Genomic DNA, 15,182 nt, shown 5'->3' with positions numbered 1-15,182 from the left:
GCCCGGGCACGCAGGGAGGCGGGGCGGGTGCGTTCACGCCCGCCCCGCCCCTCTCACTGCGCCAGATACCCCCCGTCCACCGGCAGTACCACGCCCGTGATGAAGGAGGCCTCGTCCGAGGCCAGGAAGAGGATGGCCGAGGCGACCTCCTCCGGGGTGCCGAAGCGGTGCATGGGGTGGAGCTCGACGATGTCCGAGAGGTACTCCTGACCGCCCGGTTCCGTGCGGGCCGCGGCGACGCGTTCCGTCTCGATCGTGCCCGGCGCCACCGCGTTGACGCGGATGCCGCGCCCCGCCCACTCCACCGCCAGGTGCTTCGTCAGCCCCGAGGCCACGAACTTCGCCGGTCCGTAGACCGCCTGGCGGGCCTGGCCCGCCACCCCGGAGATCGACGAGGTGCAGACGATCGCCCCGCCGCTCTCCTGCCCGGCCATCACCTCGATCGCGTACTTGCAGGTCAGGAACATGCCCTTGCCGTCCACGGCCATCACCCGGTCCCACTGCTCCCCGGTCGACTCCATGACGTCGGAGAGCGGGAGCACCCCGGCGTTCGCCACCAGGACGTCCAGCCGCCCGAACCGCTCCACCGCCGTCGCGATCATCCGGCGGGCGTCCTCCTCGCGCGAGACGTCCCCGACCACCGTCGCCATGTCCCCGCCGCCACCGCCCTCGCCGCCACCGTCCCCGCCGTCACCCAGCGTCGCCAGCCGGTCCCCGTTCACGTCCGTGGCCACCACTCGGGCCCCCTCCCGCGCGAACCGCAGCGCCGTCGCCCGCCCGATTCCGCTGGCCGCGCCCGTGATCACGCACACCCGGCCCGCGAGCCGTCCCGTCGCCTGTCGCGTCGTCTCCGTCGTCATGCCCGGCCAACGAGCGCACGCGGCCTGAGTGTCGGCCCCCGCCAGTAGGGTGGGGAGCATGGCCGACCCCTCCAGCTACCGCCCCAAGCCGGGGCAGATCCCCGACTCGCCGGGGGTCTACAAATTCCGCGACGAGCACCGCCGGGTGATCTACGTCGGGAAGGCGAAGTCCCTGCGCCAGCGGCTGGCGAACTACTTCCAGCCGCTCGTGAGCCTGCACCCGCGCACGGCCACGATGGTCACCACGGCCGCGTCCGTCGAGTGGACCGTGGTCTCGACCGAGGTCGAGGCGCTCCAGCTGGAGTACTCCTGGATCAAGGAGTTCGACCCCCGGTTCAACGTCAAGTACCGGGACGACAAGAGCTATCCCTACCTCGCGGTGACCCTGAACGAGGAGTTCCCGCGCGTCCAGGTCATGCGCGGCCACAAGAAGAAGGGCGTCCGCTACTTCGGTCCTTACGCGCACGCGTGGGCCATCCGCGAGACGGTCGACCTGATGCTCCGCGTCTTCCCCGTCCGTACGTGCTCCGCGGGTGTCTTCCGCAACGCCGCCTCCGCCGGGCGTCCCTGCCTCCTCGGCTACATCGGCAAGTGCTCCGCCCCCTGTGTGGGCCGGGTCACCCCCGACGAGCATCGCGAACTGGCCGAGGAGTTCTGCGACTTCATGGCGGGCCGCACCGGCACGTACATCCGCCGCCTCGAGCAGCAGATGATGGATGCGGCCGAGGAGATGGAGTACGAGAAGGCGGCCAGGCTCCGCGACGACATAGGGGCGCTGCGGCGCGCCATGGAGAAGAACGCCGTCGTCCTCGCCGACGCCACCGACGCCGACCTGATCGCCCTCGCCGAGGACGAGCTGGAGGCCGCCGTCCAGATCTTCCACGTCCGCGGCGGGCGCGTGCGCGGTCAGCGCGGCTGGGTCACCGACAAGGTCGAGGCCGTCTCCACGGCCGGCCTCGTCGAGCACGCGCTCCAGCAGCTGTACGGGGAGGAGAGCGGCGACGCGGTCCCCAAGGAGGTCCTCGTTCCGGCCGTGCCCGAGGACGCCGACGCCGTCAGCCAGTGGCTGAGCGGCCGCCGCGGCTCGCAGGTCTCCCTCCGTGTCCCGCAGCGCGGTGACAAGAAGGACCTGATGGAGACGGTCGCGCGCAACGCCCAGCAGGCGCTCGTGCTGCACAAGACCAAGCGCGCCAGCGATCTGACCACCCGCTCCCGGGCCCTGGAGGAGATCGCCGAGGCCCTGGACCTGGACTCCGCGCCGCTGCGGATCGAGTGCTTCGACATCTCGCACCTCCAGGGGCAGGACGTCGTGGCGTCCATGGTCGTCTTCGAGGACGGGCTGCCGCGCAAGAGCGAGTACCGCCGCTTCCAGATCAAGGGCTTCGAGGGGCAGGACGACGTCCGCTCGATGCACGAGGTGATCAGCCGCCGCTTCAAGCGGTATCTCGTCGAGAAGGAGAAGACGGGGGAGTGGGGGCCGGAGGGCGTCGCCGTCGACGCCGACGGCGATGCGGTGGACACCCACGGTGACGGGGCGGACGGCGTCGGCGTGCCGGTGGACGACACCCTGCCGGTGCCCGGCGCAGGCGCGATCGGCGCCGGCGAGAACGGCGCAGGTACGAACGGCTCCGGCGCGGGCGGCGCTGGCGCGAACGGCTCCGGCGCGGGCGGACCCGGCCCCCGCCGCGACGGTCCCCACCGCGACGGTCCGCACGGCGGCGGTCCGCTCGTGGACGGCCCGCGTCACGACGGCCCGCTCGCCTCCGGTGAGGTGCCCGTCGACGACGGCCGCCCCAAGCGCTTCGCGTATCCGCCGCAGCTCGTCGTCGTCGACGGCGGGCAGCCCCAGGTCGCCGCCGCCCGGCGGGCCCTGGACGAGCTGGGCATCGACGACATCGCCGTCTGCGGCCTCGCCAAGCGGCTGGAGGAGGTCTGGCTGCCCGGCGACGACGATCCGGTCGTTCTGCCGCGCTCCAGCGAGGGTCTCTACCTCCTTCAGCGGGTACGTGACACGGCTCACGACTTCGCCATCCGCTACCAGCGCTCGAAGCGGAACAAGCGCATCAGGACCAGCCCCCTGGACGCGATCCCCGGCCTCGGCGATACCCGCAAACAGGCGTTGATCAAGCATTTCGGCTCGGTGAAGAGGCTCAGGCAGGCGACAATCGAGCAGATCTGCGAGGTGCCCGGCATGGGCAGGAAGACGGCCGAGGCCGTCGCCGTGGCTCTCGCCCAGGCGGCCCCGGCCGCACCCGCCGTGAATACGGCAACAGGAGAGATCATGGAAGACGACGGGGGCACCACGGCATGACCGAGCACGACCGTCAGACAGAGCAAGAAGTGCAAGAAGTGCAGCGAGAAGACGGAGCAGGACACGTGAGTACGGGCACGAAGGAGGCCGGTGAGACCGCCGACACGGCGGCCATCCCCGAGCTGGTGATCATCTCCGGCATGTCCGGCGCCGGCCGGTCCACCGCGGCGAAGTGCCTGGAGGACCTCGGCTGGTTCGTCGTCGACAACCTGCCGCCCGCGCTGATCCCCACCATGGTGGAGCTCGGCGCCCGTTCCCAGGGCAACGTGGCCCGGATCGCCGTCGTCGTCGACGTCCGCGGCCGGCAGTTCTTCGACGCCCTGCGGGAGTCCCTCGCCGCCCTCGACGCCCAGCAGGTCACCCGGCGGATCGTCTTCCTGGAGTCCTCCGACGAGGCCCTGGTCCGGCGGTTCGAGTCGGTCCGCAGGCCGCACCCGCTCCAGGGCGACGGCCGCATCACCGACGGCATCGCCGCCGAGCGTGACCTGCTGCGCGAGCTGCGCGGCGACGCCGACCTGGTGATCGACACCTCCAGCCTCAACGTCCACGAGCTGCGGGCCAAGATGGACGCCCAGTTCGCCGGCGACGAGGAGCCGGAGCTGCGGGCCACCGTCATGTCCTTCGGATTCAAGTACGGGCTGCCCGTCGACGCCGACCTCGTCGTCGACATGCGCTTCCTGCCCAATCCGCACTGGGTCCCCGAGCTGCGCCCCTTCACCGGGCTCAACGAGGAGGTCTCGGCGTATGTCTTCAACCAGCCCGGGGCCAAGGAGTTCCTCGACCGCTACACCGAGCTGCTCCAGCTGATCGCCGCGGGCTACCGCCGCGAGGGCAAGCGGTACGTGACCATCGCCGTCGGCTGCACGGGCGGCAAGCACCGCTCCGTCGCCACGTCCGAGAAGCTCGCCGCCCGCCTCGCCGCGGAAGGGGTCGAGACCGTCGTCGTCCACCGGGACATGGGGCGCGAGTGAAGCCGTACCGCCGGCGTACGTCCACCCTCTCCGTACGTACGCTCCGCAGGCGCGGCACCCAGCCCAAGGTCGTCGCGCTCGGCGGGGGCATGGGCCTGTCGGCCTCTCTCGCCGCCCTGCGCCGGATCACGGGCGACCTGACCGCCGTCGTCACCGTCGCCGACGACGGGGGCTCCAGCGGCCGGCTCCGGGAGGAGCTGGGCGTGCTGCCGCCGGGCGATCTGCGCAAGGCGCTCGCCGCGCTCTGCGGGGACGACGACTGGGGGCAGACCTGGGCCCGGGTCATCCAGCACCGCTTCCAGTCCAAGGGCGATCTGCACGAGCACGCGGTCGGCAATCTGCTGATCGTCGCGCTCTGGGAGCAGCTGGGCGACCATGTCCTCGCTCTGGACCTGGTCGGCAAGCTGCTCGGCGCGCACGGCCGGGTGCTGCCGATGTCGGCCGTGCCGCTGGAGCTCCAGGCCCTGGTCAAGGGGCACGACCCGGAGCGCCCGAACGAGGTGGACACGGTCCGTGGCCAGGCCACGGTGGCCCTCACGCCCGGTGAGGTGCAGTCGGTGCACCTCGTACCGAACGACCCGCCGGCCGTGCCCGACGCCGTCGCCGCGGTCCGTGACGCGGACTGGGTGGTGCTCGGTCCCGGCTCCTGGTTCTCCTCGGTGATCCCGCACCTCCTCGTGCCCGAGCTGCTCGACGCGCTCACCGAGACCAAGGCCCGCAAGGTCCTCTCGCTCAACCTCGCGCCGCAGCCGGGAGAAACCGAGGGGTTCTCTCCGCAGCGTCATTTGGAGGTTTTGGGACGACACGCCCCTAAACTCGCCCTGGACGTGGTGCTGGCCGACGAGGCCGCCGTGCCCGATCGCGAGTCTCTCGCCGACGCCGCCAAGCGGCTCGGCGCCGCGGTCGAGCTGGCGCCGGTGGCCCGTGCCGACGGTCTCCCGAAGCATGATCCGGAGCTGTTGGCCGCCGCGTACGACCGTATTTTTCGGATGCATGGAAGGATCGGCCCATGGCGATGACGGCAGCGGTGAAGGACGAGATCTCCCGGCTCCCCGTCACCCGGACCTGCTGCAGGAAGGCAGAGGTCTCGTCGATCCTGCGGTTCGCCGGCGGCCTGCACCTGGTGAGCGGGCGGATCGTGATCGAGGCGGAGCTGGACACCGCGATGGCGGCGCGCCGGCTCAAGCGGGACATCCTGGAGATCTTCGGGCACAGCTCGGAGCTGATCGTGATGGCCCCCGGCGGTCTGCGGCGGGGCTCGCGCTTCGTCGTACGGGTGGTGGCGGGCGGAGACCAGCTGGCCCGGCAGACCGGCCTGGTCGACGGCCGGGGCCGCCCGATCCGCGGCCTGCCCCCGCAGGTCGTGTCGGGTGCCACCTGTGACGCCGAGGCGGCCTGGCGCGGTGCGTTCCTGGCGCACGGCTCGCTCACCGAGCCCGGGCGTTCCTCCTCCCTGGAGGTGACCTGCCCCGGTCCGGAGGCCGCGCTCGCCCTGGTGGGTGCGGCGCGCCGGCTGAGCATCGCCGCGAAGGCCCGTGAGGTACGGGGTGTGGACCGGGTGGTCGTCCGGGACGGGGACGCCATCGGCGCCCTGCTGACCCGCCTCGGCGCCCATGAGTCGGTTCTGGCCTGGGAGGAGCGGCGGATGCGCCGCGAGGTCCGGGCGACGGCGAACCGGCTGGCCAACTTCGACGACGCCAACCTGCGCCGCTCGGCGCGCGCGGCGGTCGCCGCCGGCGCCCGGGTGCAGCGCGCCCTGGAGATCCTCGGCGAGGAGGTGCCCGAGCACCTCGCCGCCGCGGGCCGGCTGCGCATGGAGCACAAGCAGGCCTCCCTGGAGGAGCTGGGCGCGCTCGCCGAGCCGCCGCTGACCAAGGACGCGGTCGCGGGCCGGATCCGCCGTCTGCTGGCCATGGCCGACAAGCGGGCGCAGGACCTCGGCATCCCCGGGACCGAGTCCAATCTGACGGAGGAGCTGGACGACAGCCTCGTCGGCTGACCCGATCGGGCCATCTCGTCCAACTCACCGCTGCCGGTGCCTTTCTGAGGCACCGGCAGCACCCGTTCGGCCCGCATGGCGCCCTTGACATGATCATGAACGGTGATCAGCCTGGCGTCTGTTCACTTTCGTGGCAGACAACAGCAAGGGGGGCTTATGAGACGCAGAGCGGGAGCGATCCTCGCCGCGGCTTCACTGCTGATCGCGGGACTGGCGGCGACACCCGTCGCCGGAGCGGAACCTCGGAGCACGAGCGGCGGCGCCGACGGCGACACCGTCTCCGTATGGCGCGCGAAGGTCACCAAGGAACAGGTGCCGCTGCTGCTCGAAGCGGGCACCGACGGCCATGAGCTGACGGAACAGGTGCCCGAGAAGGGCTCCGCCACGCTGGAGCTGTACCTCACCGACGAGCAGGCCGGGCAGCTGCGCGGCAAGGGTGTCGAGCTCGCCGAGCACACCCTCTCCACCCAGGCCGAGAAGCGGGTCGCCGGCGCCGGGGACGGCGTCTTCCGCCCGTACGGCGGCGCGGGAGGCCTCAAGCAGGAGATCCTGGCCACCTCCCAGGCCCACCCGGACCTCACCAAGGTCGTCTCCATCGGCAGGACGGTGAAGGGCCAGGACATCCTCGCCGTCAAGGTCACCAAGGGCGCCAAGAAGGCCAGGGACGGCTCGAAGCCCGCGACCCTGTACATGTCCAACCAGCACGCCCGTGAGTGGATCACCCCCGAGATGACCCGGCGGCTGCTCCACCACTACCTCGACGGATACGGCACGGACTCGCGGATCACGAAGATCGTCGACTCCACCGAGCTCTGGTTCGTGCTCTCCGCCAACCCGGACGGCTACGACTTCACCCACGCCGACCCCGGCAACCGCCAGTGGCGCAAGAACCTCCGTGACAACAACGGCGACGGCCGCGTCGAGTCCGGCGACGGCGTCGACCTGAACCGCAACTTCTCCTACAAGTGGGGCTACGACAACGAGGGTTCGTCCCCCGACCCCGCCGACGAGACCTACCGCGGCACCGGCCCGATGTCCGAGCCCGAGACGAAGGCGATCGACGCCTTCCAGAAGCGCATCGGCTTCCAGTACGGCATCAACTACCACTCCGCCGCCCAGCTGCTGCTCTACGGCGTCGGCTGGCAGGTCGCCACCGACACCCCCGACGACGTGGCGCTCAAGGCGCTGGCCGGCACCCCGGGCAACTCCGCCGTGCCCGGCTACCGCCCGCAGGTCTCCTCCGAGCTCTACACCACCAACGGCGAGGCCGACGGACACGGCGGCGCGGCCGGCAACCCGCTGGACAACGCCGGCGCGTACACCGTCACCTCGGACACCCTGAAGCCCCGGCAGTTCCCGCAGTTCGGCAGCAGCAGGTCCGCCGGCGACTACCCGGGCGTCCGCACCCCGTTCGAGCCCTACGAGGGCACGTCCTTCGCGGCCGTACGGCACGTCGACGACACCTGGACGCGCCTCAGCCGCACCGTCGACCTCACCGGCGTCACCGCGGCGCAGGCGCCGAGCCTGCGCTTCCAGGTCAGCTACGACACCGAGCCCGGCTACGACAACCTCGTCGTCGAGGCCCACACCGCCGGCCAGGACGACTGGACCACGCTGCCCGACGCCAACGGCGGCACTTCTGCCGCCGCCCCGGCCGACTGCGGCGAGGGCTACTACGTTCAGGGCCACCCCTTCCTCGCCCACTACCTGACCGTCGGCGAGGACGGCTGCGCCACCACCGGCACCACGGGCGCCTGGCACGCCTTCACCGGCCCGTCCAACGGCTGGCGACAGGCGTCGATCGACCTGAGCGCCTACGCGGGCAAGCAGGTCGAGCTGTCGATCTCGTACGTCTCGGACCCAGGTACCGGCGAGATGGGCGCCTTCGTCGACGACACCGCGCTCGTCGTGGGCGGCACTCCGGGCCAGAGCGAGGGCTTCGAGGCCGGCCTCGGCGCCTGGTCCGTACCGGGGCCGCCGGCCGGCAGCCCCGGGAACGGCACCGAGTGGACCCGGTCCGCGGGGCTCTTCCACTCCCAGGCCGCGGTCACCACGCGTGACACCGTTCTGCTCGGCTTCGGGCTGGAACATGTCACGAGCACGGCGCAGCGTACGGCCCTCATCCGGAAGGCGCTCGGCGTGCTGCACGGCTGAGCGGGCACCCGCACCTTTGATCACAGTCAGTGATCGGGACGAAATGGGCACCGTGGCTCGAACCCGCCGGTAATAACGGGCCACGGTGCATTCACAAGGCATTCCGACCGCACGCGATGTCACTCTGAGCCGATGAGAGAGGTAGGGTCGTAAGCGGTCGGGGACATCCCTAAAAGAATCTCGCCGGCGTCGAAACCCGGCGTACCTAACGAGGAGATCGGTTCGTGACGATCCGCGTAGGCATCAACGGCTTTGGCCGCATCGGTCGCAACTACTTCCGCGCGCTCCTTGAGCAGGGTGCCGACATCGAGATCGTGGCTGTCAACGACCTGGGTGACACCGCGACCACTGCTCACCTGCTGAAGTACGACACGATCCTGGGACGCCTCAAGGCCGAGGTCACCCACACCGCCGACACCATCACCGTCGACGGCCACACCATCAAGGTGCTCTCCGAGCGCAACCCGGCCGACATCCCCTGGGGTGAGCTGGGCGTCGACATCGTCATCGAGTCGACCGGCATCTTCACCAAGAAGGCCGACGCCGAGAAGCACATCGCCGGTGGCGCGAAGAAGGTCCTCATCTCGGCTCCGGCCAAGGACGAGGACATCACCATCGTCATGGGCGTCAACCAGGACAAGTACGAGCCGGCGAACCACCACGTCATCTCGAACGCGTCCTGCACCACCAACTGTGTGGCGCCGATGGCCAAGGTTCTCGACGAGAACTTCGGCATCGTCAAGGGCCTGATGACCACGGTCCACGCGTACACCAACGACCAGCGCATCCTGGACTTCCCGCACTCGGACCTGCGCCGCGCCCGCGCCGCCGCGGAGAACATCATCCCGACCACGACGGGTGCCGCCAAGGCCACCGCCCTGGTCCTCCCGCAGCTCAAGGGCAAGCTGGACGGCATCGCCATGCGCGTCCCGGTCCCGACCGGCTCGGCCACCGACCTCGTCGTGGAGCTCCAGCGCGAGGTCACCAAGGACGAGGTCAACGCCGCGTTCAAGAAGGCCGCCGACGACGGCGCCCTGAAGGGCTTCCTCACCTACACCGAGGACCCGATCGTCTCCTCGGACATCGTCGGCGACCCGTCGTCCTGCACCTTCGACTCCTCCCTGACCATGGTCCAGGAGGGCAAGTCGGTGAAGATCCTCGGTTGGTACGACAACGAGTGGGGCTACTCCAACCGCCTCGTCGACCTCACCGTCTTCGTCGGCGACCAGCTCTAAAGCCTCCGGAACCGGCACCTCGATGTGAGCACAGGGCTCGGACAGCGCGATGATGCGCTGTGCGAGCCCTGTCTCGTGTGCTTCACCGCGTACCAAGGAGTCAGTAGAAGATGAAGACCATCGACGAGCTTCTCGCCGAAGGCGTCGCCGGCAAGCGCGTATTCGTCCGCGCCGACCTCAACGTGCCGCTGGACGGCACCACCATCACCGACGACGGCCGCATCCGCGCCGTCCTGCCCACGGTCAAGGCACTCGCCGACGCCGGTGCCCGGGTCGTCGTGGCCTCGCACCTGGGCCGCCCGAAGGGTGCCCCGGACCCGGCGTTCTCCCTCGCCCCGGCCGCCGCGCGCCTCGGTGAACTGCTCGGCGCCGACGTGGCGTTCGCGACCGACACGGTCGGCGAGTCCGCCCGGGCGACCGTCGCCGACCTCGCCGACGGCCAGGTCGCCGTCATCGAGAACCTCCGCTTCAACGCCGGCGAGACCTCCAAGGACGACGCCGAGCGCGGCGCGTTCGCGGACCAGCTGGCCGCCCTCGCCGACCTCTACGTCGGCGACGGCTTCGGTGCCGTGCACCGCAAGCACGCCTCGGTCTTCGACCTCCCGGCCCGGCTGCCGCACGCCGCCGGCTACCTCATCGCCACCGAGGTCGGCGTCCTGAAGAAGCTGACCGACGAGGTCAAGCGCCCGTACGTCGTCGTCCTCGGCGGCGCCAAGGTCTCCGACAAGCTCGCCGTCATCGACGCGCTGCTCGGCAAGGCCGACCGTCTCCTCATCGGCGGCGGCATGGCGTACACCTTCCTTTACGCCAAGGGCCACGAGGTCGGCATCTCCCTGCTCCAGAAGGACCAGGTGGAGATCGTCAAGGAGTACATGAAGCGCGCCGAGGAGAACGGCGTCGAGCTCGTTCTCCCGGTCGACGTGCTCGTCTCCTCGGAGTTCCCGGACCTGAAGACCAAGGCCCCGGCCGACTACGAGACCGTCGACGCGGACAAGATCCCGTCGACGAAGGAGGGCCTCGACATCGGCCCGAAGACGCGTGAGCTGTACGCGTCGAAGCTGGCCGACGCCGAGACCGTCTTCTGGAACGGCCCCCTGGGCGTCTTCGAGCACCCCGACTACGCCAACGGAACCAAGGCCGTCGCGCAGGCCCTGCTCGACAGCCCCGGCTTCACCGTCGTCGGCGGCGGCGACAGTGCCGCCGCGGTCCGCATCCTGGGCTTCGACGAGAATGCCTTCGGCCACATTTCGACCGGTGGCGGCGCCTCCCTCGAGTACCTCGAGGGCAAGACGCTCCCCGGCCTCGCCGCACTGGAGGACTGAACACCTGTGAGCAGCACCCGCACCCCGCTGATGGCGGGCAACTGGAAGATGAACCTCAACCACCTCGAGGCCATCGCCCACGTCCAGAAGCTCGCCTTCGCGCTGACCGACAAGGACTACGACGCCGTCGAGGTCGCGGTTCTGCCGCCCTTCACCGACCTGCGGTCCGTCCAGACCCTGGTCGACGGCGACAAGCTCAAGATCAAGTACGGCGCCCAGGACATCTCGGCGCACGACTCCGGCGCGTACACCGGCGAGATCTCGGGCCTCATGCTGTCCAAGCTGAAGTGCGCCTACGTCGCCGTGGGTCACTCCGAGCGCCGGCAGTACCACGCCGAGACGGACGAGATCTGCAACGCGAAGGTCAAGGCCGCGTTCAAGCACGGGATCACCCCGATCCTCTGCGTCGGCGAGGGCCTGGACGTCCGCAAGGCCGGACAGCAGGTCCCGTATACGCTCGCCCAGCTCGACGGCGGCCTGAAGGACCTCCCGGCCGAGCAGGCCGAGTCCGTCGTGATCGCGTACGAGCCGGTGTGGGCCATCGGCACCGGCGAGGTCGCCACCCCCGAAGACGCGCAGGAGGTCTGCGGGGCGATCCGCGGTCGTCTCGCGGAGCTGTACTCGCAGGAGCTGGCCGACAAGGTCCGCATCCAGTACGGCGGCTCGGTCAAGGCCGGCAACGTGGCCGCGATCATGGCGCAGCCCGACGTCGACGGTGCCCTGGTGGGCGGCGCGGCGCTGGACTCCGACGAGTTCGTCAAGATCGTCCGCTTCCGCGATCAGTGACCTGATCGGTGAGTAGGCGGTAGCGACGATCCGTCGTACCCTTGCGGGGGTCGGGCTGGAGATGCCCGGCCCCCGTCCGTATAAGTCCGAGGAAGTTGGTCCAGCCGTGGTTATGGGGTTCTCGATCGCCCTGATCGTCTTCAGCGCGCTGCTGATGCTGCTCGTGCTGATGCACAAGGGGAAGGGCGGCGGCCTCTCCGACATGTTCGGCGGTGGCATGCAGTCGTCCGTCGGTGGCTCCTCGGTTGCCGAGCGCAACCTGGACCGCATCACCGTCGTGGTCGGTCTGCTGTGGTTCGCGTGCATTGTCGTACTTGCGCTTCTGATGAAGGCAGGCGTGTAACTCCAATCACTGGACGCGCGTTGGGCCTTACGTAGACTGGGGCATCTTCGAGCACCATCACGCAGGGAGTTACGACCGTGGCAAGTGGCAACGCGATCCGGGGAAGCCGGGTCGGCGCGGGGCCGATGGGGGAGGCCGAGCGGGGCGAGTCGGCACCGCGCCTCCGCATCTCCTTCTGGTGCTCGAACGGGCACGAGACGCAGCCGAGCTTCGCCAGTGACGCACAGGTTCCGGAGACGTGGGACTGCCCGCGCTGCGGCTTCCCGGCCGGTCAGGACCGGGACAACCCGCCGGACCCGCCGCGCACCGAGCCGTACAAGACGCACCTCGCGTACGTACGTGAGCGGCGCAGCGACGCGGACGGCGAGGCGATCCTCGCGGAGGCGCTCGCCAAACTGCGCGGCGAGATCTGAGCGTGGTGTGACAGTGTGACGAACGGGCCCCGCCCGCGAACTCGGTTCGCGGACAGGGTCCGTTCGCGTATGCCGCCCGCTCTAACGGTGGTTGTCGGGAATGTGCGCGGTGAGCGCCATCGCGGCGGTCGCCCGCGCGTACGTCAGCTGCGCCACGCGCGCGTAGAGACAGTCCAGGATCAGCAGCACCGAGTGCCGTGTTCCGAAGCCGCCGCGCCGGAAGCTGGTCTCCGCCGAGGTCGAGGTCAGATGGAGTGAGGCGGCACGGGCGACGGGGGAGCGGGGGTCGCCGGTCACCGCGACCGTCCGCGCGCCCCGTTCGGCCGCGAGCCGCAGCGGGGAGAGGACCTCGCGGGTCGCGCCGGAGTGGGAGAGCGCCACCACCGCGTCCGCGGGCGTGAGCAGAGCCGCCGAGGTCTCGGCGGCGTGCACCTCCGTCCAACCGCGGGCGTCGCAGCCGATGCTGAAGAGCCGCGCCTCGGTCTCCAGGGCCACGACACCGGAGGCACCGACACCGTAGACGTCGATACGGCGGGCCTTGGCCAGGGCTCGCGCGGCCCGCTCCAGCGCGTCGATGTCCAGGTGTTCGGCCGTGCGGCGCAGGGCCCGCAGATCGGCCTGGGCGACGGCGGCGACGACCTGGTCGAGCGGATCGTCCGGTCCGATGTCCGGGCCGAGGGGGCGTTCCCCGCCGGCGCGTTCGTTCTCGCCCCGCTCCTGGGCGAGCGCGAGCAGCAGTTCCTGGTACGAGCCGAGGCCGAGGGCCCGGCAGAAGCGGGTCACGGTCGCCTGGGACGTTCCGGTGCGGCGGCCCAGCTCCGCGGCGGAGACCCCGGGCACGCGGCCCGGATCGTCGAGGACCCAGAGGCCGACCTTGCGCAAGGAACCGGACATGCGGGGCAGTTCGGAGCGGATCAGAGCGGTGATCACGGGCGCGTTCCCTCCTGCCCCGCCTGATGCGCGGGTCTTGTCGAGCGGTGAATCTATCAACCACCATGCGGGCTGATGAACGAATCCGGGATTCAGTCGTGCGTGCTCGGGATCGACGCCGGGGGTACGCGGATCAGGGCGCGGCTCGCCGACGCGGCGACGGGCGCGGTAGTGGGCGAGGGGGTGGGTGGTCCGGGGAACGCGCTGAGCGTCGCGCCCGCCGATCTCGTACGGAATCTTGCGCGGGCCCTGCGGGACGCCGTGCCGCACGGCCGGGCGGGCGCGGTCGTCTCCGTGGTGGCCGGCTTCGCGGGCGGCGGGCCGGGCGGAGGCGTGGCGAACGCCCGCGGGGCCCTCGGGGAGGCGCTGGGGCGGGTGGGGGCCTCCCCGGCACGGATCGAGGTGCTCGGGGACGCCGACATCGCCTTCGCCGCCGGGCCTGGGACCCCGGCGGACGGCCTGGTGCTGATCGCGGGCACGGGCGCGGCGGCCGCGCGGGTGGAGCGGCGCCGCGCGGGACGGGTCGTGGACGGGGACGGCTGGCTCCTCGGCGACGCGGGCAGCGGCTTCTGGCTGGGGCGCGAGGCGCTGCGGGCGGTCCTGCGCTCCCTGGACGGGCGCGGCCCGGCCACGAGCCTCGCGGGGGCGGTGGGGGAGGTGTGCGGGGGTCTGACCAAGGAGGCCGTCGTCCGGTACGGGTTCGGCGGCCACCCCGTGCGTCTCGCGGCGCTCAGCCCGCTGGTGGTGGAGGCGGAGGAGGCCGGGGACGAGGTGGCGTGTTCGCTCCTCGACGGAGCGGCGGACGAACTGGCGTCCACCGTAGGCGCGTTGGGCCCGCGGCCGGGTGAGCCGCTGGTCGTCACGGGTGGCCTGATCGGCCCCCCCGGGCCGCTGTTGCCGCGACTGGCCGAGCGGGTGGGCGCGTGGGGCCTCGCCCCTTCCCCGGTCCCCGACGGCGTGCCGGGCGCGGTGGCACTGGCCCGGCTCTCGCGCTGACCACCGGCGCGGGCTCAGGCGGCTCGGACGGCTCAGGTGGTGCTGTCCGGGACTGTCCCGGGGCTGGTGTGGAGGATGGCGCGGGCCTGCTCCGCGGCGCGGGCGGTGTTCTCGGAGACGAAGTCGAGGAAGCGGGCGATGTTTTCGAGGCGGGTGCCGACCGGGGTGCCGGTGCCGTGGACAGCCACGCCCTGCCGTGCGATGCCGCTGATGTGGGCGGTGGCGCGGGCGCTGGCCATCATCGACTGGTACCAGACGTCGTCGTCGACGACGTAGCGCTCACGGCGCCGTTCGTCGCGTTCCCGGCGGACCATGCCCTGGGACTCGAGGAACGTGATCGCCTTGGAGACGGACGCCGGGCTGACCTGGAGGCGCCCGGCCAGTTCGGACGCGGTGAGACTGCCCGTGTCGGCGAGGCAGAGGCAGGCCATCACGCGGGACATCATCTTGGGCATGCCCGACTGCATCATGACGGTGGTGAACACCTCCTCGTACTCGCGTACGGCCTCGGTGTCAGGTCCACCGGTCTGCGGGGGTGCCTCCGAAGGCGCCGCCTGCCTGCGGCGGTGGGCGCGGCGCTCGGTGGCGCGGTGGGCCAGGTCGGCGCGGTAGGCGGTGGGGCCGCCGTTGCGCATCACCTCGCGCGTGACGGTCGAGGTCGGGCGGTCGAGGCGCCTGGCGATCTCGGCGTAGGCGAGGCCGTCGGCCAGTCCCAGCGCGATCTGCTGGCGCTCGGGCTGGGTGAGTCTGCCTCCGGGCATCGCGGTCTCCTTCGTCGTCCGTAGTGAGGTGGAGCATAGCGTTCATTCCTCCTCCATTGCAACGGACCCCGATCGCAGCGTTGCGTTACGTTCAGAATCGT

General features: G+C 71.1%; 14 protein-coding genes. 11 read left to right on the top strand and 3 right to left on the bottom strand.

The window, feature by feature from the left end:
- Window positions 1–53: 53 nt before the first annotated feature.
- Window positions 54–860 (bottom strand): SDR family NAD(P)-dependent oxidoreductase, encoded by an 807-nt coding sequence (locus tag ACFY8U_RS21440; RefSeq protein ID WP_389572416.1) that lies wholly within the window; start codon window positions 858–860, stop codon window positions 54–56.
- Window positions 861–918: 58 nt separating this feature from the next.
- On the opposite strand from ACFY8U_RS21440, the gene uvrC reads away from it, so the two are divergent.
- The 10 genes from uvrC to ACFY8U_RS21390 all read left to right on the top strand — a co-directional run bounded on the left by uvrC (window position 919) and on the right by ACFY8U_RS21390 (window position 12,394).
- The gene (gene uvrC, locus ACFY8U_RS21435; RefSeq protein WP_389572413.1) at window positions 919–3,171 is read left to right on the top strand and encodes an excinuclease ABC subunit UvrC; all 2,253 of its coding nucleotides are present in this window, start codon (window positions 919–921) and stop codon (window positions 3,169–3,171) included.
- Window positions 3,168–4,142 (top strand): RNase adapter RapZ, encoded by a 975-nt coding sequence (gene rapZ, locus ACFY8U_RS21430; protein WP_361669136.1) that lies wholly within the window; start codon window positions 3,168–3,170, stop codon window positions 4,140–4,142. Before uvrC ends, rapZ begins: the two co-directional genes overlap by 4 nt.
- Window positions 4,139–5,161, top strand: coding sequence for a uridine diphosphate-N-acetylglucosamine-binding protein YvcK (gene yvcK / locus ACFY8U_RS21425; RefSeq protein WP_389572411.1), 1,023 nt, complete (start codon window positions 4,139–4,141; stop codon window positions 5,159–5,161). Before rapZ ends, yvcK begins: the two co-directional genes overlap by 4 nt.
- Window positions 5,152–6,141, top strand: coding sequence for a DNA-binding protein WhiA (gene whiA, locus ACFY8U_RS21420; protein WP_260228643.1), 990 nt, complete (start codon window positions 5,152–5,154; stop codon window positions 6,139–6,141). Before yvcK ends, whiA begins: the two co-directional genes overlap by 10 nt.
- 156 nt (window positions 6,142–6,297) lie before the next feature.
- The gene (locus ACFY8U_RS21415; RefSeq protein WP_389572408.1) at window positions 6,298–8,295 is read left to right on the top strand and encodes a M14 family zinc carboxypeptidase; all 1,998 of its coding nucleotides are present in this window, start codon (window positions 6,298–6,300) and stop codon (window positions 8,293–8,295) included.
- Between the two features lie 224 nt (window positions 8,296–8,519).
- The gene (gap, locus tag ACFY8U_RS21410; protein ID WP_361432667.1) at window positions 8,520–9,530 is read left to right on the top strand and encodes a type I glyceraldehyde-3-phosphate dehydrogenase; all 1,011 of its coding nucleotides are present in this window, start codon (window positions 8,520–8,522) and stop codon (window positions 9,528–9,530) included.
- Window positions 9,531–9,640: 110 nt separating this feature from the next.
- Window positions 9,641–10,852: a phosphoglycerate kinase gene (locus tag ACFY8U_RS21405; RefSeq protein ID WP_389572405.1), complete on the top strand. Its 1,212-nt coding sequence runs from the start codon at window positions 9,641–9,643 to the stop codon at window positions 10,850–10,852.
- Window positions 10,853–10,882: 30 nt separating this feature from the next.
- On the top strand, window positions 10,883–11,638 hold the full coding sequence (tpiA, locus tag ACFY8U_RS21400; protein ID WP_389573252.1) for a triose-phosphate isomerase: 756 nt from the start codon (window positions 10,883–10,885) through the stop codon (window positions 11,636–11,638).
- A 112-nt stretch (window positions 11,639–11,750) separates the two neighbouring features.
- A complete protein-coding gene (gene secG / locus ACFY8U_RS21395; RefSeq protein ID WP_361432662.1) occupies window positions 11,751–11,981 on the top strand; it encodes a preprotein translocase subunit SecG in 231 nt (76 codons plus the stop codon).
- A 77-nt stretch (window positions 11,982–12,058) separates the two neighbouring features.
- Entirely contained in the window at window positions 12,059–12,394 is a 336-nt protein-coding gene (locus tag ACFY8U_RS21390; RefSeq protein ID WP_003976875.1) for an RNA polymerase-binding protein RbpA, read from the top strand.
- An 81-nt stretch (window positions 12,395–12,475) separates the two neighbouring features.
- Here the strand turns inward: ACFY8U_RS21390 and ACFY8U_RS21385 are convergent, their stop codons facing one another.
- Window positions 12,476–13,324, bottom strand: coding sequence for a MurR/RpiR family transcriptional regulator (locus ACFY8U_RS21385; RefSeq protein ID WP_361761805.1), 849 nt, complete (start codon window positions 13,322–13,324; stop codon window positions 12,476–12,478).
- A gap of 75 nt (window positions 13,325–13,399) precedes the next feature.
- Between ACFY8U_RS21385 and ACFY8U_RS21380 the strand changes: the two genes are divergently transcribed.
- Window positions 13,400–14,320, top strand: a complete 921-nt coding sequence (locus ACFY8U_RS21380) for an N-acetylglucosamine kinase (RefSeq protein WP_389572402.1) — start codon at window positions 13,400–13,402, stop codon at window positions 14,318–14,320.
- A 32-nt stretch (window positions 14,321–14,352) separates the two neighbouring features.
- Here ACFY8U_RS21380 and ACFY8U_RS21375 read toward each other — a convergent pair whose 3' ends face one another.
- A complete protein-coding gene (locus ACFY8U_RS21375) occupies window positions 14,353–15,081 on the bottom strand; it encodes a helix-turn-helix domain-containing protein (RefSeq protein ID WP_389572399.1) in 729 nt (242 codons plus the stop codon).
- Window positions 15,082–15,182: the final 101 nt, after the last annotated feature.

The sequence above is a fragment of the Streptomyces sp. NPDC012508 genome, assembly GCF_042902595.1.
In the GTDB taxonomy this organism is placed as follows: domain Bacteria; phylum Actinomycetota; class Actinomycetes; order Streptomycetales; family Streptomycetaceae; genus Streptomyces.
The sequence above is the reverse complement of the archived record's forward strand: the minus strand, read 5'-3'. Positions and strand labels throughout refer to the sequence as shown.